Origin of the sequence: Microcoleus sp. D3_18_C4 (genome assembly GCF_036702355.1) — a bacterium.
Classification (GTDB): Bacteria; Cyanobacteriota; Cyanobacteriia; order Cyanobacteriales; family Microcoleaceae; genus Microcoleus.
Genome location: NZ_JAUBTF010000044.1, coordinates 1 through 22,048 on the forward strand (window position 1 = coordinate 1; position 22,048 = coordinate 22,048).

12 protein-coding genes are annotated in these 22,048 nt (G+C 46.6%); 5 read left to right on the top strand and 7 right to left on the bottom strand.

What is annotated here, in order from left to right:
- The first annotated feature begins 746 nt into the window (after nucleotides 1-746).
- The 3 genes from QUA90_RS20435 to QUA90_RS20445 all read left to right on the top strand — a co-directional run bounded on the left by QUA90_RS20435 (nucleotide 747) and on the right by QUA90_RS20445 (nucleotide 6,329).
- On the top strand, nucleotides 747-4,388 hold the full coding sequence (locus QUA90_RS20435) for a diguanylate cyclase domain-containing protein (RefSeq protein WP_333329469.1): 3,642 nt from the start codon (nucleotides 747-749) through the stop codon (nucleotides 4,386-4,388).
- 67 nt (nucleotides 4,389-4,455) lie between these two features.
- Nucleotides 4,456-4,950, top strand: coding sequence for a phosphohistidine phosphatase SixA (sixA, locus tag QUA90_RS20440; RefSeq protein ID WP_333447420.1), 495 nt, complete (start codon nucleotides 4,456-4,458; stop codon nucleotides 4,948-4,950).
- Between the two features lie 233 nt (nucleotides 4,951-5,183).
- On the top strand, nucleotides 5,184-6,329 hold the full coding sequence (locus QUA90_RS20445; RefSeq protein ID WP_333082657.1) for a citrate synthase: 1,146 nt from the start codon (nucleotides 5,184-5,186) through the stop codon (nucleotides 6,327-6,329).
- A 329-nt stretch (nucleotides 6,330-6,658) separates the two neighbouring features.
- On the opposite strand, the gene QUA90_RS20450 is transcribed toward QUA90_RS20445, so the two are convergent.
- From QUA90_RS20450 to QUA90_RS20465, 4 genes are all read right to left on the bottom strand, one after another.
- The gene (locus QUA90_RS20450) at nucleotides 6,659-7,165 is read right to left on the bottom strand and encodes a DUF29 family protein (protein ID WP_333447456.1); all 507 of its coding nucleotides are present in this window, start codon (nucleotides 7,163-7,165) and stop codon (nucleotides 6,659-6,661) included.
- A 176-nt stretch (nucleotides 7,166-7,341) separates the two neighbouring features.
- Nucleotides 7,342-9,456, bottom strand: coding sequence for a bifunctional arginine dihydrolase/ornithine cyclodeaminase (gene argZ, locus QUA90_RS20455; protein WP_333329475.1), 2,115 nt, complete (start codon nucleotides 9,454-9,456; stop codon nucleotides 7,342-7,344).
- A gap of 377 nt (nucleotides 9,457-9,833) precedes the next feature.
- Nucleotides 9,834-12,986, bottom strand: a complete 3,153-nt coding sequence (locus QUA90_RS20460; protein ID WP_333447422.1) for a PAS domain-containing protein — start codon at nucleotides 12,984-12,986, stop codon at nucleotides 9,834-9,836.
- A 568-nt stretch (nucleotides 12,987-13,554) separates the two neighbouring features.
- Nucleotides 13,555-14,493, bottom strand: a complete 939-nt coding sequence (locus tag QUA90_RS20465) for a glycosyltransferase (RefSeq protein ID WP_333329481.1) — start codon at nucleotides 14,491-14,493, stop codon at nucleotides 13,555-13,557.
- Nucleotides 14,494-15,059: 566 nt separating this feature from the next.
- On the opposite strand from QUA90_RS20465, the gene QUA90_RS20470 reads away from it, so the two are divergent.
- Nucleotides 15,060-16,268, top strand: coding sequence for an argininosuccinate synthase (locus tag QUA90_RS20470; RefSeq protein WP_333329484.1), 1,209 nt, complete (start codon nucleotides 15,060-15,062; stop codon nucleotides 16,266-16,268).
- Nucleotides 16,269-16,624: 356 nt separating this feature from the next.
- Here QUA90_RS20470 and QUA90_RS20475 read toward each other — a convergent pair whose 3' ends face one another.
- The 3 genes from QUA90_RS20475 to QUA90_RS20485 all read right to left on the bottom strand — a co-directional run bounded on the left by QUA90_RS20475 (nucleotide 16,625) and on the right by QUA90_RS20485 (nucleotide 20,919).
- The gene (locus tag QUA90_RS20475) at nucleotides 16,625-18,094 is read right to left on the bottom strand and encodes a GTP-binding protein (RefSeq protein ID WP_333447424.1); all 1,470 of its coding nucleotides are present in this window, start codon (nucleotides 18,092-18,094) and stop codon (nucleotides 16,625-16,627) included.
- 179 nt (nucleotides 18,095-18,273) lie between these two features.
- A complete protein-coding gene (locus QUA90_RS20480) occupies nucleotides 18,274-18,696 on the bottom strand; it encodes a hypothetical protein (protein ID WP_333329490.1) in 423 nt (140 codons plus the stop codon).
- Nucleotides 18,697-18,810: 114 nt separating this feature from the next.
- Complete coding sequence (locus tag QUA90_RS20485; RefSeq protein ID WP_333447425.1) at nucleotides 18,811-20,919, bottom strand: hypothetical protein; 2,109 nt, start codon at nucleotides 20,917-20,919, stop codon at nucleotides 18,811-18,813.
- 215 nt (nucleotides 20,920-21,134) lie between these two features.
- On the opposite strand from QUA90_RS20485, the gene QUA90_RS20490 reads away from it, so the two are divergent.
- Nucleotides 21,135-21,965, top strand: a complete 831-nt coding sequence (locus tag QUA90_RS20490) for a CPBP family intramembrane glutamic endopeptidase (RefSeq protein ID WP_333447427.1) — start codon at nucleotides 21,135-21,137, stop codon at nucleotides 21,963-21,965.
- The last annotated feature ends 83 nt before the right edge of the window (nucleotides 21,966-22,048 follow it).

Below are 22,048 nucleotides of genomic sequence, written 5' to 3' on the forward strand. Positions count from 1 at the left end.
CAAACCTTTTAAGTGGACATACAAGGGTAAAGTCTTGGCTGTTTAATAGTCTGTGTATTTACGCCGAGCTGTACTAGTACGCTTCTGGCATCAACAGGCTTTCCGGCCTGTTCCACAACAACTGTATTTTCTTGTGGGGAGTAGGGGTTGGGCAGGAGAATCCGCCCATAAAAAGTTTATTGAAAATCCTGCAAGATGCCACTTTTAACGAAGTAAGGAGGTTAAAAAACCCTGTTGACTTCTCCAGGACTAACCCTAATAAATTTTATCCCCATGTCCCCAAAATACACACCAAATAAACTGGGTATTTTAACTATTGTCAAGGGAGGCAACGAAGTATTTTGCTCAAAAAAACCAGGTTGCGGAGCCAATTTAGTTTTATCGAGTTTACTAAAGTCACAATAATTCTTACTTTTTAACAATTATGCAAGGTTGATTTTTTGATATTTTAGTGTTTATTCGCTAAATCAATCACAATTTGTTATAGTTGGTGCAGGAAAGTTTCGATAATAATTAGTAAAAAAAACCTTGAAAAAAATCAAAATAGATACCCAACAACCTAAGCCATTGGCTAAATGATATGAAAAAAGGAATTGTAGCAGTCAAAAAAAGTTTTGCTTTTCACATAAATATGGTTTTTTTCCTAAGCCCATGTAGCGATTCCTACAATTTCAAACAAATTATTATATTTATTTGCCGCGGGTTAGGATAGTAGAAAATAGCTTAAAAAAACAAGGAACACGGAGATGTCTACAAAACAGACTTTCTCTTGGTCGTTAGAGAAAAGCCTAGAAAAAGTTTCAGAAATTGCACTTAAAATCAACGAGTTCGTGGCTCTGGAGACAATTTTGCAATGTGCGCTAGAAGAAACCAGGGTGCTGCTGCAAACCGATCGCGTAATTATTTATCGCTTCCTATCGCATAGAGATGGCGTAGTATTTGCAGAATCGGTTGATGCTAAGTGGCCGCCAACCCTAGGAAAACAGATTTATGATCCTTGCTTAGAAGCCACCTGGGTAGATCGTTACAGCCAGGGACAAACGAGCAGCATTTCTGATATTCACGCTGGTGATCTTCAAGCTTGTGATGTCGAATTGCTCGATCGCATCCAAGTTCAGGCAAATTTAGTTGCGCCAATCTTGCTAGATGGCCAACAACAGCAATCTCCGAAGCTTTGGGGACTGTTGATTGCTCATCAATGCCGAAGTCCGCGTCAGTGGGAACCTCTCGACATTCAGATCCTGCAACAGGTTGCAGTGCACATTGGGTTGAGGATGCGGCATCTGGAATCTCACCCCCCGGTGCTGGGGCTAAACCAACCGCCGGAACTCGAAACAGAACCAAATCAAACTGCTCCCAATACAGAAAGCGCGCCCAGAGTCAATCATCAAAATTGTCTACCACCAGACTTGGCCTGTTCCCTGAGCGGCGATATTGTCCACCTCAAAGCCTTTGACTTGTTGCAAAACCCGATCTGGATATTTGATATTGAGGATTGGCAAATGCGGTGGGCAAACCAAGCTTCCTTGTACCTGTGGAATGCTTCCACGCGCCAGCAACTCGCGATCCGCAACTTTAGGGATATGTTGTCAGAGTCTACTCGGATTCGCTTGCAGAGCTATCTGCAGCAGTTTGAGCAAGGCCAAACCTTGTCCGAGCAGTGGACGTTTTACCCGGCAGGTGAGGCTGTTTCTGTCGGCTGTCGGTGCTCTGGCATCAGGATTGATAGCGGGCGTTTGGCAATCCTGGTCGAGGGTAAGGTCGAAACCGCTCCTCAAATCGAACCAGAAACCCTGCGATCGATCGAGGCAATCCGACACACCACGCTGATGGTTTCGCTATACACCCTCGAAGGTGTGCCGCTGCTGCAAAACCCGGCGGCCTTGCGCTGTTACGGGGAGGCGCTGCACCGTGGCTCTGCGACAGATAATGCTTTTGTGAGTCACTTTGTTGACTCTCAGGTAGCAGAGCGAGCAATGGCAGTTCTTCAGTCCGGTGAGGTATTTAGCACGGAGGCTCAAGTGATTACTCTGGCGGGAATTCGCTGGCATGGGATGGACGTGCGGTGTACCAACGACCCGGTAACAGGCAACCCGATGTTGCTCGTGAACGAAAAGGACATTACCGACCGCCAGCAGACAGAAACAGCCCTGCAAAAGAGTGAAACCCGGTTGTCAGAAGCCCAGCGGGTTGCCCACATCGGTAACTGGGAGTGGGACGTGATTACGGGTAAAATTACCTGGTCTCCCGAACTATTTGAGATTTTGGGACGATCTAGGGCCCTAGGCGAACCTACTTATGAAGAAAACTTGCGGCTTTACCATCCCGAAAGTGCCAAACAGCTACACCGGGTAGTTCAACGAGCGCTCACTCACGGAGAGCCTTATCTATTGCGCCTTAGAATCGTGGGCCCGAATGGTTCTATCCGCCATACCGAAGCCAGAGGACAGGTTCAACTCAATGCAGAGGGAAAAGTCATTCGGTTGTTTGGTACATCTCAAGACATTACGGATATTGTCCAGGCGGAAACAGAACTCAGAGAAATGAGTACAGCTCTTGCTAATGCTGTGGAAGGCATCTCGCGACTGGATGTTTTCGGACGCTACCTCACCGTTAATCAAGCCTACGCCAATATAGCGGGTTATCAGCCTGAAGAAATGGTTGGTATGAATTGGCAGAAAACAGTTCATCCCGACGACTGCCACAGGATGATGACGGCTTATCAAAAAATGCTAGCCGAGGGCCGAGTGGAAGTTGAGGCCCGGGGTATCAGGAAAGATGGTTCGATTTTTTACAAGCAGGTGGTGATGTTGGCAGCCTACGACTCGCAGGAGCGATCGATCGGGCATCACTGCTTTATGAAGGATATCACCGATCGCAAGCAAGCAGAAGCAGCATTACAGCAAGAGTTCGGGCGTCTGGCTGTGGTGATTGCCACCCAACAGGAAATCGCCATCCGCAATCCTAACCTGGATGCAGTGATGGCGGTGATTAACGATCGAACTCAAAAATTGATCGGTGCCGATGGGGCCGTGATTGAAATCTTGGAAGGGGATGAGTTGGTGTATCGGGCAGCCAGCGGTATCGCCAGCACCTATGTTGGATTACGGATGAAAGTAGGGACAAGTTTATCGGGACAATGTATTGCGACCGGCCAAATTATGCTTTGTGATGATTCACAAACCGATGCACGGGTGGAGCAGTCTGTCTGTCAGCGCATTGGTATCCGGTCACTGGTGGTTGTTCCCTTGTTCTATCAGGACGATCGGGTTGGCGTCTTAAAAGTTGTTTCCGCTAGACCCTGTGCCTTTACAGAGTCAGATATTCATACCTTACAACTGATGGCCGGGTTTTTGGCGGGTAGCCTGCATCTGGCTTCAGAGTTTGAGGCTAAAAACATTCTCCTGAGTCAATTACAGGAGAGCGAGGAACGGTATCGTTCTGTGATTACAAGCATGACTGAAGGCGTCGTACTTCAGCTAGCAGACGGACAAATTACTACCTGTAATGCTAGTGCCGGAAGGATTCTCGGACTGACCCCCGAACAACTGATGGGGCGTACATCCATAGATTTAGACTGGCGAACCGTTCACGAAGATGGCTCTCCTTTCCCCTGCCAACAGCATCCGGCAATGATTACCCTACGGACGGGAAAACCCGTATCAAATGTGGTGATGGGCATTCAGAAATCGGATAAAACGCTGACTTGGATTTCGATTAATTCGCAACCGCTGTTCCAGATGAATCAGTCTCAACCCTATGGGGTAGTAACAACTTTTGCTGATATTACAGAACGCAAGCGGGCCGAGGAGATGCTCAGACACCGGGCGGAACAAGAAAGATTAATTGCTACGACAGATGGGTTAACACAAGTAGCAAACCGTCGCTGTTTCGATGAGCAATTGCAGTCGGAATGGCACCGGCTGATGCAGGGGAAACAACAGCTTTCGTTGATTATGTTGGATGTAGATTATTTCAAGCGATATAACGATTGCTACGGACATCAAGCTGGGGATATTTGTTTAGTAAAAGTGGCTTCATCGGCGGCACAAGCGGTTAAACGTTCATCGGATCTGTTTGCACGTTACGGGGGCGAAGAATTCGCTGCTATCCTACCGAATACGGATGCAGATGGCGCGATTGCGGTTGCTGAGTCGATCCGAGAGGCAATCCGAGATTTGGGAATCCCTCACGAGCAATCTGAGGTGAGCTCGATCGTGACTGTTAGCATGGGAATTGCAACTGTGATTCCCACTGCGGAAACATCACCGGATGAACTCATTGCCCTCGCCGATCGAGCATTATATGATGCGAAACGACAAGGGCGCGATCGCTACACAAGCGCCAACCAGATGACAGCGCCAGATTTCAATACAGTTGTAGAATAGGCAAAAGGTAGGTATATCCTAGACAGCTCCTAGAAAAACGGGACCCAATGCCTGGAAGTATTGATATATGGTTATTTATCTGATCCGGCACGGTATCGCCGCCGCACCCGAAGAATATGATACAGACTCAGAACGCCCCCTGACTAAAGAGGGCGATCGTAAAACCAGGAAAATTGCCCAACGGCTGTACGAACTCGAAATTCAGTTTGACCTGATTCTCACCAGTCCCCTACTGCGGGCCCAGCAAACCGCCCAAATCCTGCAAACAGTCGGTTTGAGTTCCCAAATAGAAGAATCCGCCACCCTCGCACCTTCAGGAGACATCGGGAACTGGCTGGAGTGGTACAAACAGTGGCAGGAAATAGGTAGCCGCAGCTTGGCCCTGGTTGGCCACCAACCAGACTTAGGCAACTGGGCAGAAACTTTGCTTTGGGGTCGATCGCAAGATGCCCTGATTCTCAAAAAAGCAGGTATCATCGGCTTAATCCTCCCCGAAACAGGCTCCCCAGTGGGCCGCAGCCAAATGTTTTGGCTAACTGCGCCCAAGTTTTTGCTCCCCTAGAAACAGCGAACTGCCCCGACATTAACAGGACGCGCCAGCCCTCTTAAAACCGCATTCTGGCACGGCGAAACCGGGTTTGAGGGGCGACAATACGCAGCGGGGCGATCGGGCTATCTGTTGAAAAACCCGGTTTCTGAACCCCAATTAAATGATTATTTGTCAAGACTGTGACACTATCTTCGTTTCTGGTAATGTACTTTTAGTAGATTGAACTCACATAAAACGGTATCGCAATGGTCGTCGGCGAATTCAAACCAGGTTTAGAAGGTGTTCCCGCCACCTTGTCCAGCATTAGCTACGTCGATGGACAAAAAGGGTTGCTGGAATATCGCGGGATTAGCATCGAGGAACTGGCACTCAAAAGCTCCTTTCTCGAAACTTCATATTTATTAATCTGGGGGGTACTTCCGACAAAGGAAGAACTAGAAGCTTTCGAGCATGAAATTCGCTATCACCGCCGGATCAAATATCGCATCCGGGACATGATGAAATGCTTTCCAGAAAGAGGACATCCCATGGACGCCCTGCAAGCTTCAGCGGCCGCCTTGGGCTTGTTCTACTCTCGCAGAGCCCTGGCTAACCCAGCATACATTCGAGAAGCTGTAGTGCGACTGCTAGCTAAGATTCCCACAATGGTAGCAGCGTTCCAGCAAATGCGACGGGGAAATGACCCGGTGCGGCCGAGGGATGACTTGGACTACTCGGCTAACTTTCTTTATATGCTCAATGAGCAAGAACCCGATCCACTGTTAGCTAGCATTTTTGACACTTGTCTGACTCTCCACGCTGAACATACAATTAATGCCTCTACATTTTCGGCAATGGTAACAGCTTCGACGCTGACAGACCCTTACGGGGTAATTGCTTCAGCAGTTGGCACTTTGGCGGGGCCGCTGCACGGGGGAGCTAATGAAGAAGTGATTGATATGTTGGAGCAAATTGGTTCGGTAGAAAATGTGCGGCCTTTTGTCGAGAAGTGCGTTGCAAATAAGGACAAAATCATGGGTTTCGGTCACCGAGTTTACAAGGTGAAAGATCCGAGAGCAACTATTCTCCAAGGGTTAGCAGAACAGTTATTTGAGAACTTCGGTCACGACGATTATTACGACATTGCTGTCGAGTTGGAAGAAGTGGTTGAGGAGAAATTGGGTCACAAAGGAATTTATGCAAATGTAGATTTCTATTCGGGTCTGGTTTACCGAAAAATGGGAATTCCGATCGACTTATTTACACCAGTTTTTGCGATCGCCCGCGTTGCTGGCTGGTTGGCCCACTGGAAGGAACAGCTAGAGGCAAACCGCATTTACCGCCCGACTCAAATATATACGGGCACTCACGGTGAGCCTTATATTGCGATCGAGGACAGACTGCCATCCTAAAGCAATAATTATCAACTCAGATCTGAAAATGGCGAGAAGAATTGTTTTGCTTTTGTGAAGTGTTGAGTTAAAAATTGCTTTCGCCTTCCGAGTCACGAAGCAATCTCTATCTGCCACAAGCTGTCCTGCTGGGTTGCACCCCTCTTGTATGTTCGGGTGTTTGTTAGCGACAATAGTAAGAAGTGACGATTTTCAGGAACTCCGGTCCTCAGACTTGCGGGTCTGAGGTTTTTTATTGGAATATCAATATCAAATCCGCGCTTCATCGGAATTATTCATCTCTCTGGGATCTCCCTCTGCGTTCTCTGCGCCCTCTGCGGTTAAATCTCTTAATTCCAGTCTTCACCACCAGGCAAGTCAGCTAAATGCTCATCGATCGCATCCTCGAATTCACCTCTAGAATAAGTGTATGTCAGAGACAGTAGCCCAGTTGCGATCGCCATAATTTGCTCTCTGTCCACTCTTTGATTGAGTTGAGCACGGCTTAACTTTCCTTCCAACACTTCCCGGGTAGCCTCACGAATTGCGGCTTCTAGTTCATCATCTAGGAAAGGCTCCCACTCCGAGGAATTGATATAGTAGGATGTTTTATTATCTTTGAGATTGAGCTTTTTAATACCTCGGACAGAATTTGCAATAGAAGCGGCCCAAGAATTTGTTAAACGCTGTTCTACTTGATTTTTAATGAGGTGGATTAGCAGAATCAATAAAAAAGACCCGATATTCCGCAGAGTTGCTTGTTTGCTCATGCCCTCTAATTCATCGACAATTGCTAGAGCATCTTCCTTCCTGCCTTCTAAAATACAATTTCTGAGGTCTATTAATTCCTGTACCATTGCTGTTTGCCTCAACATTTATAGGAATTTCGTACTCTAACTCAGGGTTGTAGCCTAGTCTCAATCCCCCTAAATCCCCCTTAAAAAGGGGGACGAAAGAGTGCTTCCAGTCCCCCCCTTATTAAGGGGGGCTAGGGGGGATCTCCGGGTTTCAAAACACACCCTACTCGCTAAATCTAAACAGATTGAGCTACATGATGGCGGCTGGTCAATTTATCCAATTGATTAACCAACAAACTTAGGAACAATCCCACATCGGTAACAACTCCAATAGACTCGATCGACCCCCGATCGCTCAATTTCGTCACCACCGCCGGATTAATGTCCACACAGACCATCTTCACACCCGCAGGCGTCATATTTCCCACACCAATTGAGTGCAGCATAGACGACAGCATTAACACCATATCCGCACCACGTAACAGCTCAGTATATTCTTCTTGAGCCTTAACTAAATCCATTTGCGTGTCGGGAAGTGGGCCATCATCGCGGATCGAACCAGCCAGCGAAAACGGTATATTGTTCTTCACGCATTCGTACATCACACCGTTAGTAACCAGGCCTGCTTCAACAGCTTTAGCAATACTCCCGTAGCGCCGCACACTGTTAATTATTTTCAAGTGATGTCGGTGTCCGCCGCGCACAGCAATACCGCGTTTCATGTCAACCCCTAAAGAGGTTCCCATATTCGATTGTTCCATGTCGTGAACTGCGATCGCATTTCCACCTAACAGCGCTTGCACGTAACCTTCGCGAATCAAATGCGCTAAATGTTCGCCACCGCCAGTATGGATAACAACAGGCCCTGCAGTAACTACAACTTTGCCACCCCGATCGCGAATTTGGCGCAATTCCCACGCTACTTGTTCCACGACCAATTCTACGCGCCGCTCGCTAGAAACGCTGCCCGACATAAAGCTAAATTCTTGCGAATTGCGCTGTTCCCGCGATTCTGTTTTGCGGATGGTGCGGATGCCGACCACATCAACAACGACTTTTTCTCCTACTTTTAAATCTCGCAGTAATTTGCATTTAGCCACTGGGCCATCAGCGGTTTCAGTAATAGCAACTGCTCCATCCATCCGCTGATTTTGCGCTTTCACCCACTGACCATTTACCCGCACTTCCGTGGGATAAATTGTACTTACATAAAAGTCGTCTGGGCCGACACCATCTTGGACTACCGGTTCTAAAATAGCGTCGCAAATCTCTTGTGGTGGCGGCACTGCACCCAAGTCAATCAGCATTCCCATCATTTCTTCCATCACATCGTGGGAAGGAGCCGAAACTTTAACGTCGGCAGATGATGTACTTTGCCGCTGCTCTCCCAGATTGAAATTGAGCACTTGGAAACTGCCACCGAGATCGACAATTAAGTCCAAAGCACGACTAATTAAACCAGCATCCAGCAAGTGACCTTCCATGCGAATTGTGCGGCTTTCTACCATCACGTTTGCCGATCGATCTTCTTGCACCGGTTCCGTTACCCGCAGCGTCAAACACTTACAGGCGCCGCCCGCTTTCAGAAATTCGCTCATCGGCGTTTCAATTACTTGAAAACCGGCCTGAGTAATGCGCGTTTTCAAGGCTTCGCTAACCTTGTTCATTACCACAACTTTGTCAATATTGACCGCATTGCAGGCAAAATTTGCGGCATCTGCTTCTTCAATAGCAATGCGTTTTTCCGGCGCAACTCGCATTTCGATTAAGCGGTTGGAATACGAGTCAAATGCTGCTGGATAGTAGAGCAAATATCCGCCTGTCAGAGGACAAAAACAGGTGTCTAGGTGATAGAAACGTTCGTCAACTAAACGCAGCGAAAGCACTTCTATGTTGAGCCATTTTGCTAGTAACGGGTGCGAGTCGAGTTCGGAACGGAAGCCGTATCCGGCCCACAACCAGCGTCCTTCGCGATCGAGTAAAGCATCGCCCGCACCCTCAAACGGCAAGTCTTTCGGGAGTTCGTGCACGGTGAAACCTTTGCTTTCAAACCATGCTTTGAAATAGGGTTCTTCGCCTTGGCGTTCTTTGTGATAGAAACGGCTGAGGACGAAGGTATTGCCTAAAAGTAAGCCTGCGTTGGCGGTGAAAACCATATCCGGCCAGCCTTTTGCGGGCGGTACGAGGTCTACCACGGCGTTTTCTTTGAGGACGTGGTAAAGTTTTTCCCACTGTTCGACGGCGCGATCGCGCGATGATTTGTGGACATTTCCCTCCATCCACGGATTAATCACGTAATCCACATCGTAGTGGTCGGGAGCACACATGAGGAAGCGAATTGAGTCAGTCATAATTCAGTTAAAATGTGGTAGACGCTACAGCAGACGTATGTTGACAGAGTTTGTATAATAGCAACTGTAATATTCACTACTAATTTTAGCAGCTCCACGTCTGGAGCCTCAAAAGGCTAACTTTTTATTATATCATGTTTAAGATAAGATTAAACTAAATGACAGACCGTTCGCAGCAAATACGGGAGAAAATCTCAGGTTATGACGCACTCTAAAATAGGTTCTGATAGACGATTCATATAATATCCGTTGAATTCCCCCCCATCTGACGGTCGGGGTGGGTTTAGGCTCATCTCTGGCTGATATTATAGATGGTTGGTGAACTGGCCCCTACAAAAATTATGGTTAATTTACCGCCCCTGATTTAACAGCTTATCCTAACTTTTAACTTTTAACTTTTGCGAAATTGGCAGTTCGATCGCAAATTCTGTTCCCCGGCCAACTTCTGAATGACACTCCAACTTACCGCCGTGGGTGTCTTTCACAATTTGGTAACTAATCGACAACCCCAAACCAGTGCCGGTGCCGATCGGTTTGGTAGTAAAAAATGGGTCAAACATCCTTGACTGAATTTCGGGAGGGATACCGGGCCCGGTGTCAGAAATCCGCACACGCACTTGATTTTCGCTGCTGACTTCAGTAACAATGCGAATCTGGTTAACTTTGCAAGTACAGTTTGCTGATGACTCTTCCACAGCGTCGATCGCATTCACCAGCAAATTCATAAATACTTGGTTTAATTGAGCCGGATAACACTCGACTTTGGGCAGGTTCCCGTAATTTTTAATAACTTGAATCTCCCGACGTTTTGGCTGTGACTGGAATCGGTGCTGCAAAATCACCAAAGTGCTCTCTATCCCTTCATGAATGTCTATTACTTTGCGCTCTGTTTCGTCTAGTCTCGAAAAGTTTCTCAAAGACAGCACTATCTGCTTAATTCGGTTAGCACCTTCTTGCATTGAAGACATGATTTTTGGGAAATCATCAGCAATGAAATCTACCTCGACTTCTGCCAATTCTTGGGCTATTTCTGGAACTTGTTCGGGATAGTATTGCTGGTAGAGATGGATCAATTTTACCAAATCGCGAGCGTACTGTGCGGCGGGAATAATATTGCCATAGATGAAGCTGATGGGGTTATTAATTTCGTGGGCTACTCCCGCTACCATTTGCCCAATACTTGACATTTTTTCTGATTGAATAAGCTGAGATTGAGCTTTTTTCAAGTCAGCCAAAGTTTTTTCTAACTGTTGCGCTTTTTCTCGTTCTCGCTGTTCACTAAATTGCAAATCTACTTCGGCTTGTTTGCGATCGCTAATATCAATATGCGTGCCCGTCATCCGCAAAGGATTTCCCGAAGCGTCGCGTTCCATCACCTTCGCTTGAGCTAAAATCCACTTCCACACGCCGGATTTTGTCAGCATCCTAAATTCCACTTCGTAAGTAGGATTTTGGCCTTCGAGGTGAGCATTTAGCGCTGCTTTAGCCGGAGACAAATCCTCTGGATGTACCAGTTTCTCCCAGGATGCAAAACTATTTGCTATTTCCTCTACTTCATATCCCAGCATCATTTTCCACCGCGGATTAAAATAGACTTCTCCCGTGGCCAGATTCCAGTCCCACAATCCCATCGCACTGCCTTCAAATGCCAGATAAAAACGTTCTTCGCTAATTTGCAAAGCTGCTTCGGCTTGTTTGCGATCGCTAATATCCATCACTGTTCCCAACAGTTTGATTACTTCCCCAGTCTCGCTAAAAACCGCTTCTCCCCTTCCTTCCACGTATATAATTTGACCGCTAGGATGCAAAAAGCGGAACTCTCTTTTGTAGGAAATTCCTTGTGAGATAGTCAGGCTAACTGTTTGTTGAAATAATTCTCTGTCGTCGGGATGACACATCTTTAAAAGTTTGGCAGATGTCGGTTCAGTTGCACTTGAGTCAAGACCAAAAATGCGGAATACTTCTTCTGACCAAGTGATTTTATTTGTGACCAAATCAAATTCCCAACTGCCGATATGGGCAATTTTCTGGGCTGCTGCTAGACTAGCTTCGCTTTGTTGAAGTTTAAGTCGCTGTTGTTTATCTTGTTCGAGAAGATTGGCTTGAGCGATCGCAATTCCCATTTGTGCCGCCACAGTTTTCAATAATCCGATCTCATCTGGTGTCCAGTGGCGCGGGCGATCGTACTGGTGCAAGCATATCATTCCGTTGGCTTTTCCCTGGTAGGAAGTGCGGATGGATATCATCGACTTCAAACCTATTTGACCGCACAAATCTCGGACGTTTTCTAGCAGCGGTTCGGAAAAAACATCGTCAGAAACTACAGCTTGATCTTGGGACAATAAAAACTGAACGTGAGGATTGCCATCTATGGGTATTTCTAAATCTAAAAGGGATTTGGATGCGGACTTTCTGTACTCAGCGACATTAACAATTCTGGGAATAGGGTGTTCTGTGTAGGTGTGAAACAAGCAGCAATCCGCATTAAAAATACGACCAATTTGGGCCGTCGCTGTTTGAAAAACTTGCTCCTGCTTTAAGCTGTAGCGAATTTCCAGAGTAATTGTTTCTAGCAGAAATCTTTGCTTAATTTGCCGTTCCAAAGCAGCTAAAGCTGTTTTAAGTTCGAGTTCTGCTTGTTTGCGATCGCTAATTTCAGTAGCCGTCCCCAAAATTTTCCAAGGTTTGTCGTCGGCTGTTCTGGCAAACACGGTATCCACGCTAACAAACCAGCGATATTCACCATTTTTGTGCTGAATTCGGTACTCAAACTCAAAGCTTTCACCGTCTTTTGCTGCCTCAATCCTCCTCAGATGTTCTGAGAATCCTGGCAAATCGTCAGGGTGTATTAAGTTAGGAAGAAATCCTCCTGCCATCTGCTGGATTTCTTCTAGGGTGTAGCCAATATCGCTATAGATTTCGCGGTTGATATACAGAGTTCGCTGTTCAATCAAATCGGAAACGTACAAAAGATTAGGATGTGTTTGAATTATTGCCGACAGCCAGCGTTGGCTGTCTCGGAGTTCTGCTTCGATCCGCTTGCGTTCTTCTATTTCTGCTTGCAGCCGCGCATTTTGTGCTAAAGTTTGTTTATAAAGACGGCTCAGAAGCAGTTGATTTTCGACGCGACTCACCACTTCTTCTGTTTGAAAGGGTTTAGTAATGTAGTCTGCCGCCCCCAGTGAAAAAGCTTTGACTTTATCAAAAACTTCATCGAAACAGCTAATAAAAATCACAGGAATATCTTTGGTTTGCGGACAAGCTTTTAGCTGTTCGCAGACTTGATAGCCATCCATACCGGGCATCATGATGTCCAGCAAAATCAAGTCTGGTGGACTCGACAGAGCAAAGTTAAGAGCCAATTTGCCATCTCGTGTCGGCCGCACTTTATATCCCCGCTTAGACAAAAGCTGGGATAAAAGCCGCAAGCTTTCTGGATGGTCGTCCACCATTAAAATATTTTCTTGTAAGACAGTGTTTTGAAGTCTAAGTGTTTCTAGTCTTGGATTTTTATTGTCAGTTGTATTCACAGCAGACCCTCAAACTATTCAAGTTGTATATGTGGGAATATTTTTAAAGTCATTAACCGCTTGTAGCTAACACTCTCAGATAAACCAGCACAACTATTGACTCTCTAGCACACTCCTAAATTATCTGTCATTATATCAAAACTAATGCTCGTTGGAAAATGTTGGTAGATAAAATTATCGGAGCCGAGTGAGAAAACAGCCTATCTTGCTCAAATCACAGGTAAGCAAGCAATTTTGATTAAAGGTAAAGCTTGTACACTTTCTATAAACCGATTTTGCCTGCCTTTATCTGGTGGCTTTTTTTGTGTCTTTTTCAGTAGATATCCTCACGGGAAAGGTTAATTCAAATCGGCCGGAACATGGGTGTCAACTTAAGACTAAAATTATTTGTTTTTCTGGTTTGTATCCAAGTCTTGAGTTCCCTAAATCCCCATTTTTAGCAGCGCTAGGGCAGTGTAGCATAATTGTCAAACAGTAAGCCTTTACTACATTTGAGCTTAAGTTGACACCAATGGGCCCTGAAATACTCCTACAATATCTTATATTTTATTTGCGCTGTCGGGCTGATTTATGGTATCTTTGTCTCGGTCTGCAATTCCCCGCAAGCGGCGTACACGGCTTTCACGTTATACCAATTCAGAAAAATCCGAGCAATTTCTAGAGCTAACTGCGGCTTGCCTTGGTCAATCAACCACTGCAAAAAAGGAGTCATAGTTCGCTCGTTCAGCATCCCACCTAATGATAAAACTCCCCATAGGATTTGGTGCAAAAAAGTCATTTGAATCATCATCCGTACTTCCCAAATTGGGTGTTTTTGATAAAACAAAACTCCCATTCTACCGCGCTGAATTTCTCGGTCAATCATGCCCGGAATTTGCTCTAAACTAAAAGGTGGATGCCAGTGATAGCCAACAGCAGCCGGACATTTGATGAGTTTTAAACCTAATTTTTTTAACCTAACTCCCAACTCTAGATCTTCCCATCCGTACAGTTGAAAGCGATTGTCAAACAGTCCAGCAGCCAGCAGCCAGTGGCGGGCGATCGCCACATTTCCCGTAGCAAAATAAGCGGCTGAAAAATCGGTTATTTTGTAAGGTTCTGAGGTAGGATTGTCGAAATTGCAAGTATTAATCACGCTGCCGTAAGTAAAAACAGCATCAGTATCTTTGTAACCCTGTAGTAAAGCATCGGCGTGTGCTTGCAAAAAATGCTCTGTTACCACCAAATCGCTGTCAATAAAAATAATCGTATCGCCCTTAGCATCTTCAACGCCCAAATTCCGCGCCGCCGCCGGGCCCTGATGAGATTGACAGATCGATCGCACATGGGGCAACAAGTCAGCATTTGCCACCAACCACTCCAGCGTCCCGTCCGTCGATCCGTCATCCACGACAATTACTTCATACTCTCTGACAATCTCACCGAACTGCTGATTTTCCAAAGCCAGTAGACATTTTGCCAAAATCGGTTTACGATTATACGTCGGAATCACAACACTAAAAAACACGCTTTTTCCCCATCGCCACAGTTACCGTATCCCACGGTAGCAGATTTTTCGCAGCAACTCCCCCGGTAAATAGCCAAGTTTAGCAAAAAAAGAATATATAAATCTGTACTATTTATGACAAGAATCGATCTCAATTAGGTGCATAATACAAAGTTGGTTAAATATCACATCTAAATTCAGGATGTAAATAGCAGTCAGTAACCCAGGTCTAAAAGATACTGGGCTTGTAAGAGCAATTCCTGCAAGCCGTACTGACCAGCCTAAGTCTTAACTGACTATGTTTGTTGAGTCACGACACCCGGAAATGCGTAGCTAGTTTCCTGCTCTGTCATTTGCAATTAAACAGTTCTAAGGTCACTGGAACAGTGTTGCAAGTCTAAAAAGCTCTTTAAACATTGGCGAAGCTCACTTTACTGGAATGGCAAGGCGCTCCCGGCAATACAGGGATTAGACAAGTACCATTCCTCTACTTGTCTAGCCCCGAAAGGGGTAGGCGGTTAAAACCGCTCGTGTCGTTTCCCTCTCAGGGCCAAAGCCGCTGAGTTTCCCACTTACCGAGTATTTTCATGAGTCGCGCTAAAAAAGTTGTCCTAGCATATTCCGGCGGAGTCGATACCTCCGTCTGCATTCCTTACCTCAAAAACGAGTGGGGTGTTGAAGAAGTAATTACTCTGGCTGCGGATTTGGGACAGGGAGACGAATTAGAACCGATCCGCAAAAAAGCTTTAGCATCCGGTGCTTCGGAATCTTTAGTTATTGATGCTACCGAAGAATTTGTCAAAGACTATGCGTTTCCAGCAATTCAAGCTAACGCACTTTACGAAAACCGTTATCCCCTTTCGACTGCCCTGGCTCGCCCGCTGATTGCTAAATTGTTAGTAGAAGCTGCGGAAAAATACGGTGCAGATGCGATCGCCCACGGTTGCACAGGTAAAGGAAACGATCAGGTGCGGTTCGATGTGTCGATCGGCGCGCTCAACCCCAAGATTAAAATCTTAGCACCGGCGCGGGAGTGGAAAATGAGCCGCGAGGAAACGATCGCCTACGGCGAAAGATGTGGCATTCCGTCGCCAGTGAAAAAGTCTTCGCCTTACAGTATCGATCGCAACTTATTGGGAATGGCAATTGAAGCCGGAATCCTCGAAGATCCTTGGGCGGAACCGCCGGAAGAGGTGTATTTGATGACAAAGGCGATCGAGCAAACTCCCGACACACCCGAATACCTAGAAATCGGTTTTGATTGCGGGAATCCTGTCACTTTAAACGGCAAAGATTTATCACCAGTTGCCTTAATTTCCCAACTCAACGAAATAGTTGGAAATCACGGAGTAGGGCGCATCGACATGATTGAAAACCGCTTAGTCGGGATTAAATCGCGGGAAATTTACGAAACACCAGCGATTTTAGTTTTGATGCACGCGCACCAAGACTTAGAAAGTTTGACCCTGACAGCAGATGTCACGCGATACAAGCGCGGCATCGAAGAAACTTACAGCCAAATGATTTACAACGGTCTTTGGTACAATCCTTTGAAAACCGCTTTAGACGCATTTATTCAGGACACGCAAAAGCGAGTCACTGGAACCGTGCGGCTCAAACTATTCAAAGGAAATGCGACGATTGTCGGCCGCAAATCTGACAATTCACTGTACAGTTTCGACTTAGCAACCTACGGCGCAGAGGACGAATTCGATCACAAAGCTGCCGAAGGATTTGTCTACGTTTGGGGACTACCAACCCGCATTTGGTCGGAGAAAAATAGGGGTTATAAATAGGAGCGAATTAGGGTTGAAAACCCGATGTTAAGCCGCTGACTCGGATTAGGATTAAAAATTCGATCTTAACCCGCCGAATCGAATTGGCGGCTACACAAACAAAGTTCGCCTTCGCGGAATTAGAGTAGGGTGTGCACAGCACACCTTATTTGCCGTAATCGCCCCACCTGTGCCAGTTGCATAAGTTTTGAGTTAGTAAGATATAGTAATAATTGCTAATTGGTAACAGGTTGTTATCCTAATAATTTGTTAAATTGTCTTCACACAAATTTAGCTTTGAGGCAGGGGTTTAAACCCCTGCCGGATTGCGCCAGGGCTGCGCCATAATTGCTGGGTCAACGTAAAACAGCCGATCGCTAAGATTTCTGTTTTTCCACACTTCCCAAATCCAACTTAGCCCGCAACTCCTCCTTAATCCGATTTAAAATAGAATCCTCATCCAAAGAAGACAAAATCTTGCTCACCACAGCCTTTGGCCCATCATCTCCCCAAGAAGCACCATTAGCCAAATAAGCCTTAGTAACTTGACCGATACCATAGGAAGAAACCCCCGCGATCGCAGCTTGCGTCACCGCCACAGACAAATAAGGCCCTAAAGCCAAACCCCCCGTCGCCGGCGTCGCCAAACCCAACAATCCTTTCAAAGAACTCAAACCAAAATTAGCCAACAATTCCCCCGCAGTAATTCCCCCCATACTAATCGCAATCTTTTGCAGCAATTCCACCGCGCCCGCTTCCGTCATCGCAATGCCGTAAACTTTAGATAAAGTTAAGATCATCACCACATCAATTACCGCACCGCTAAGAAGATCAACTACAGTAATTGGATTAAGTGCGATCGCTACCGCTTTCGTCATTACCCCGTTCCAGATAATTCGATTAGCCGCGTCATCTCGAATCTCCATTTTTCGCTGCACCAACTGCTCGTTAATATCCCCCGCACACAGCATCGTATTCAGCGCCACCAAAGACTTGCCTTCTCGGTCTAAAATCTCCAAAATCTTTAATTTTAAATCTTGCACTTGTGGCAAACTGCGAGTCATTTGCACACCCATACTGCCGTCGGGACGGCGCACCGCCCTCGCTGTCAAAGGCGAAGCCGCCGCCATCACAATTTCATCGGGAGACAATAATTCTCTGACGCGATCGTCTCGAATTTTATGATAAATTGCCAGCCTGTCTGCATCAGGATACTGGTCAATTTTATTAAACACTAATAACATCGGTTTTCCGGCTTCCCGCAACTGCGAAAGTGCTGCGTATTCCACCTTCGTAATGTCGCCAGCAACCACAAACAAAATCAAATCTGCTTGTTGAGCAACGCGGCGGGCTAAAAGTTCGCGAGTTTCGCCGTCAACTTCATCTATTCCCGGAGTATCGACTAATTCAACTTGCGACAAACGGTAAATAACTGGCGAAAGTCGTAGCGTAGCGGGGCGTAAGCCATCGGGCAAATTCTCATCAATTCTCTCTCCGACATCCCACTGGCCGATAGTCGTCGTGCGAGTCACCCCGTGAGTCGGGCCAGTTTCAAACACATTTTGACCTAGCAGCGCGTTCAAAACCGAAGATTTTCCCCTTCCCACCATCCCAAACACAGCTATTTGCACGCAAGCGCGCTCTAGCTTGTCGAGCATTTTCTCTAACCCGCCAATTTCCGGTTCCAGTCCAGTTCGCTCTTGAACTGTCAAGTCGAGATTTTCTACTATATCTCGCAGAGCATCTTTAGCGTGGCGCAGGTTGAGTTCTGCCTGAATGTCTGCGAAGCTTAAAATTGTGTCATCTAATTCTCGATCGACATTGGAAAAATCGGAGGCTTCAGTCATTGTCACCTGGCTTTTTAACTTATTTTACCTAAAGTTGCAACAGATACAATGCTATTGTACCTGTTTCTGTCTGCTGCGTACAGCCCGCACCAGTTCGCAGCGCCCAAAAATCGGCTTTGCACAATTATGAAATAACCGCAAGATGTCAATGTTTAATTTCCCGTGGAATCGGCTAGTTGCTAAAGCATCGGCATCTCTTCCTTGGATGCTCGCAACTCCATTTTTCCGTTAAGAATCCAGACATCAACAAAAGGAGTATCTTGCACTCGGATTTCCTTGGTTTGCGTCTCGCCACCCTCCACCGCCACCTTCAATTTAACTGTGGATTCTTCAACAGGAACTTCCACCGCATCCGCGAAGGAAATCGTCAAATCTGTAGTCACGCCTGACTTGCGATAGACTTGCTGTCCGTTGACTTCTATAATGACCGTACTATTGCTGAAACCGTCGCGAAGTTTGATCGATAAACGCATAGTGGTACTCGCTTGGTAATGGTAAGGGGTAAAAAAATCGGCTTGGGGGCGATCGGGTACGCAGCTAGACCCGATCGCCAAAAGTGCCAACAGAATTATCAGGTGTCGAACCAACAACAGACTTATCATTAATGCTGTGAAGTTGTTGCTAGCAGTGTTTTGTACAAACTAACAAAAATTGCTTTACTTATTTAGTTTAAAATAAAGTAAAGCAATCTTCTGGGTAATTCACCAATTCACTTTTTACTTCTTGGCTGCCGATCGCAATGTCTTGACTTCCATTGCTGAGATTTTGCTAAAGGTTTTGCTAACAGCATCCTCATCGCCGGTTTTAGCCTGAACCTCAGCTAAACAGGAAAGGGACATCTGTGCCGAAACAGGGTCGAGAATATTGGAATCGGCGACTGCTGTCAGCAACTTGGCGCTTTCATCCAACTCCGCAGGGCGTACAATCACCCGGGTTTCACGATCGTCGGTAATCGTTTTAAAGTCACGGCTAGCGTTGATACCCTTCACCATCCGAACATAGTTTGCCATCGCGTGTTTCGGATATTTTGCTAGAACTTCCTCAAAAGCATCGTTACCGCTTCGCAAAGACTCATCATCCGAACCCAGCAAATAGAGCAAAGAACCCTGTTTGTCGCCGATAAACAGAGCGGCCAATTCTTCCTCAATTGGCGTCACAGGATAGCGAACGCGAATAGTGATGATATCCGAGAATACCTCTGAACCGTCCAAAGCCCCATAGACCGCCCGTACCCGGTAATTTCCGGGTTGATCGAAATAAAATCCGTCTTTGCCATAGCCGATATATGCGCTTTCTGGAATTACATCATCGCGCGCGATCGTGCTTTCTCGCTGACCAACTAAATGATCGATTAGCGGTTCATAAACCACAACTGCGCCGCTAGGCTTGCGAATCACGATTTTGACCAAGCCGCAATTCGGATGCAGCCAAGTATGCACCCGGCGCCCACCCGCAGCCGTCGTTCCCAGCATTAATTGCAGTACCACAGGCTCACCTAGCGCGAAGCTCTTTTGGTTGGTAGAGATACTGAAAGTCAGTCCCGACTCATCGCGAATCGGATCGGCCATCACTTCCTGGCCCAGACCAGAGCCGATCGCAAAGTCGTTTCCACCCACAATAATATTGTTGCGGAACGCATGGCGGAGATGGATGACCTCCTCATTGTCAAACTGAAACGCAAACTGGCTCCAGTAGGTAGCCTCGCCACCCGGTCCTGGATAATTAAAGGGATAGTTCATCCAAGACAGCGCCAGCGGGCGATTCGTACCAGGGGGCGTCGCCAAGGACTTTTGCCACGAGTGCAGCAAGTTAAAACTATGCCCCAGCTCGTGAACATAAGTGTAGAGCTGCAATCGCAGCTTTTCGGCAGTTTCGCCGCCTATACCTTGATGAAAAACGGCGCAGCCTTGCCGCTGCTTCCCTTGCTGGTCAAACATGATGCCGTAGAGCCCAGGGCCCAGGTCGTGAAGTTGAGCAACTACCTGCCAAACAGCCCACTGCGGCAAATCCTGCCACAAGGTGAAGTGTTTCTGCATCGAAGCGTGCAGTTCTGAGTTGCTCCATTTAGCGCCCGCACCAGCTTCATCGATATTGATGACGTTGTTTCCTGCTGTTGCGATCATCTCGATCCCAGCTTCTGCATAGGAACTGACGACGCTGAGGTTGCGCGCTGGCCCCCCCGACGGCAGGGAACCCGTGTTGTAGCTGCTGAATATGGGAGTGACAACATCGGAAACCTGGTCTGTTTCTAGTCGCAGACTGCGGAAATAGACAGACTCGAAGACACAAGTGTAAGTTGCTCCGGCGACTCCGCCCTTTGTGAAAAATTCCACCGTTGCTGGCGCCTGCGGCTGGAAGATGAACTTGCGCTGGATTGTCACCTGTATTACGGGAGATCCGGCGGCAAAGGTAAAGCTTCCGAGGCCCTTGATGACGACTTGAGAAGCTGTTACCTTTATCGTCGGCGCATCGACGATAAAGGAGCCAAAATAGGTAGTCGTACCGCCGCTGACTTGGAAGAAGTCGCCGCTTAACCGCTTCATTGGTCGAGTGCGATCAACGTCAACCCGGAGTTCGAGTTGAAAGCTGCCTAATGTACCGCGGTAGCGCCCACTGACGGGCCGTTTGGCGATCGGAATTGCGGTCGGTGCGATCGGTAGCGGTGGGATGCTAGGTATTGGTGCAGTTTCGCCCTCGATTGGATGTGTTGGATCGCTAATTCCAGCCTCTATTGCTGCGATCGCAGCTATGTCATCGACTGACATTTCTCCAAACGAAAAATCACTACTGGTTAAATCGATACTTGTAGGATCTTGCTGAGACATTTTTATTTATCCTTTCATATTGTGATACTCCATATATAAGTGGCAGTATTGGGGAGTTTACAGTCGCTTTTTGGAGTGACACTTATTTGTGCTACACCATTTGAGTGTCACTCATTTAAGCGACAGTGTTGTTGACTATTTCACTCATGCGTCCGACCCGTGTTATGTTTATTTTTACTAAAAATTAAAATCTCTCAGCAAGTAAATTGTAACCAATGATTAACCGCTGCCAAATAATAGCCACTTATCCATTTCCTTTACGTGTGATAATTTTCCTATTAATTTTGCTAGCAATTTGGCTGCCGCTAGCAGCACCAATTTATCTGTTAGTTAAAGATAGTAACCTAGCAACTATTCTGACAATGGGATTGTTGTTTACTGAGTTTCTGTTCCTAGTGCCGCGCTGGGGAAAACAGGTTTACGGACAAACCCAATTACTCAAAAGTTACGGTTTAGCCAATACGCGAAAAAACGGTTTTGAGCTTTTAATTGGATTGGCGATCGGGCTTTTGCTCACTTTCAGCTTATTTGCGGTGCAAGGGCTGTTCGGCTTAGTCGCGTGGCAAAATTCTGATAATTTGCCTAGAATCATCGCAGAAGGGCTTTTAAGCGCCCTTGGAGTCGGTTTTGCGGAGGAGTTGGTATTCCGTGGTTGGTTGCTGGACGAGTTGCAGCGGGATTACAATTATAAAATATCTCTGTGGGCAAATAGCCTGGTGTTTGCCCTATCTCATTTTATCAAACCTGTCGCGGCAATGCTGGGGAGTTGGCCGCAGTTTCCGGGGTTGTTGTTGCTGGGTTTGATTCTGGTTTGGGGAAAACGATCGCGCCAAAATCGCCTCGGTTTGTCGATCGGGCTTCATGCAGGTTTAGTCTGGGGATATTACATGATTAACATCGGGCAGTTAGTGCGATATTCGGGATCTGTACCCGAGTGGGTGACAGGAGTTAACGGCAATCCGCTAGCTGGCGCAGTGGGGCTGTTGTTTTTGAGTGTATTGGCTTTGCGAATGCAAAAAATGTCCGAACATTCCAAAGGTTTGTAGTAAGGACGAAGAGACCTTATTTGCCACAGCTTTGAGGACTAAAGTCCTCACTACCAATCAACTTATTCAGAAATTTATAAACT

Excerpts from the sequence above, each read along its gene's own strand:
- QUA90_RS20435 (WP_333329469.1), top strand. The coding sequence starts at position 747 with ATGTCTACAAAACAGACTTTCTCTTGGTCGTTAGAGAAAAGCCTAGAA.
- sixA (WP_333447420.1), top strand. The coding sequence starts at position 4,456 with ATGGTTATTTATCTGATCCGGCACGGTATCGCCGCCGCACCCGAAGAA.
- QUA90_RS20445 (WP_333082657.1), top strand. The coding sequence starts at position 5,184 with ATGGTCGTCGGCGAATTCAAACCAGGTTTAGAAGGTGTTCCCGCCACC.
- QUA90_RS20450 (WP_333447456.1), bottom strand. The coding sequence starts at position 7,165 with ATGGTACAGGAATTAATAGACCTCAGAAATTGTATTTTAGAAGGCAGG.
- argZ (WP_333329475.1), bottom strand. The coding sequence starts at position 9,456 with ATGACTGACTCAATTCGCTTCCTCATGTGTGCTCCCGACCACTACGAT.
- QUA90_RS20470 (WP_333329484.1), top strand. The coding sequence starts at position 15,060 with ATGAGTCGCGCTAAAAAAGTTGTCCTAGCATATTCCGGCGGAGTCGAT.
- QUA90_RS20475 (WP_333447424.1), bottom strand. The coding sequence starts at position 18,094 with ATGACTGAAGCCTCCGATTTTTCCAATGTCGATCGAGAATTAGATGAC.
- QUA90_RS20480 (WP_333329490.1), bottom strand. The coding sequence starts at position 18,696 with ATGATAAGTCTGTTGTTGGTTCGACACCTGATAATTCTGTTGGCACTT.
- QUA90_RS20485 (WP_333447425.1), bottom strand. The coding sequence starts at position 20,919 with ATGTCTCAGCAAGATCCTACAAGTATCGATTTAACCAGTAGTGATTTT.
- QUA90_RS20490 (WP_333447427.1), top strand. The coding sequence starts at position 21,135 with ATGATTAACCGCTGCCAAATAATAGCCACTTATCCATTTCCTTTACGT.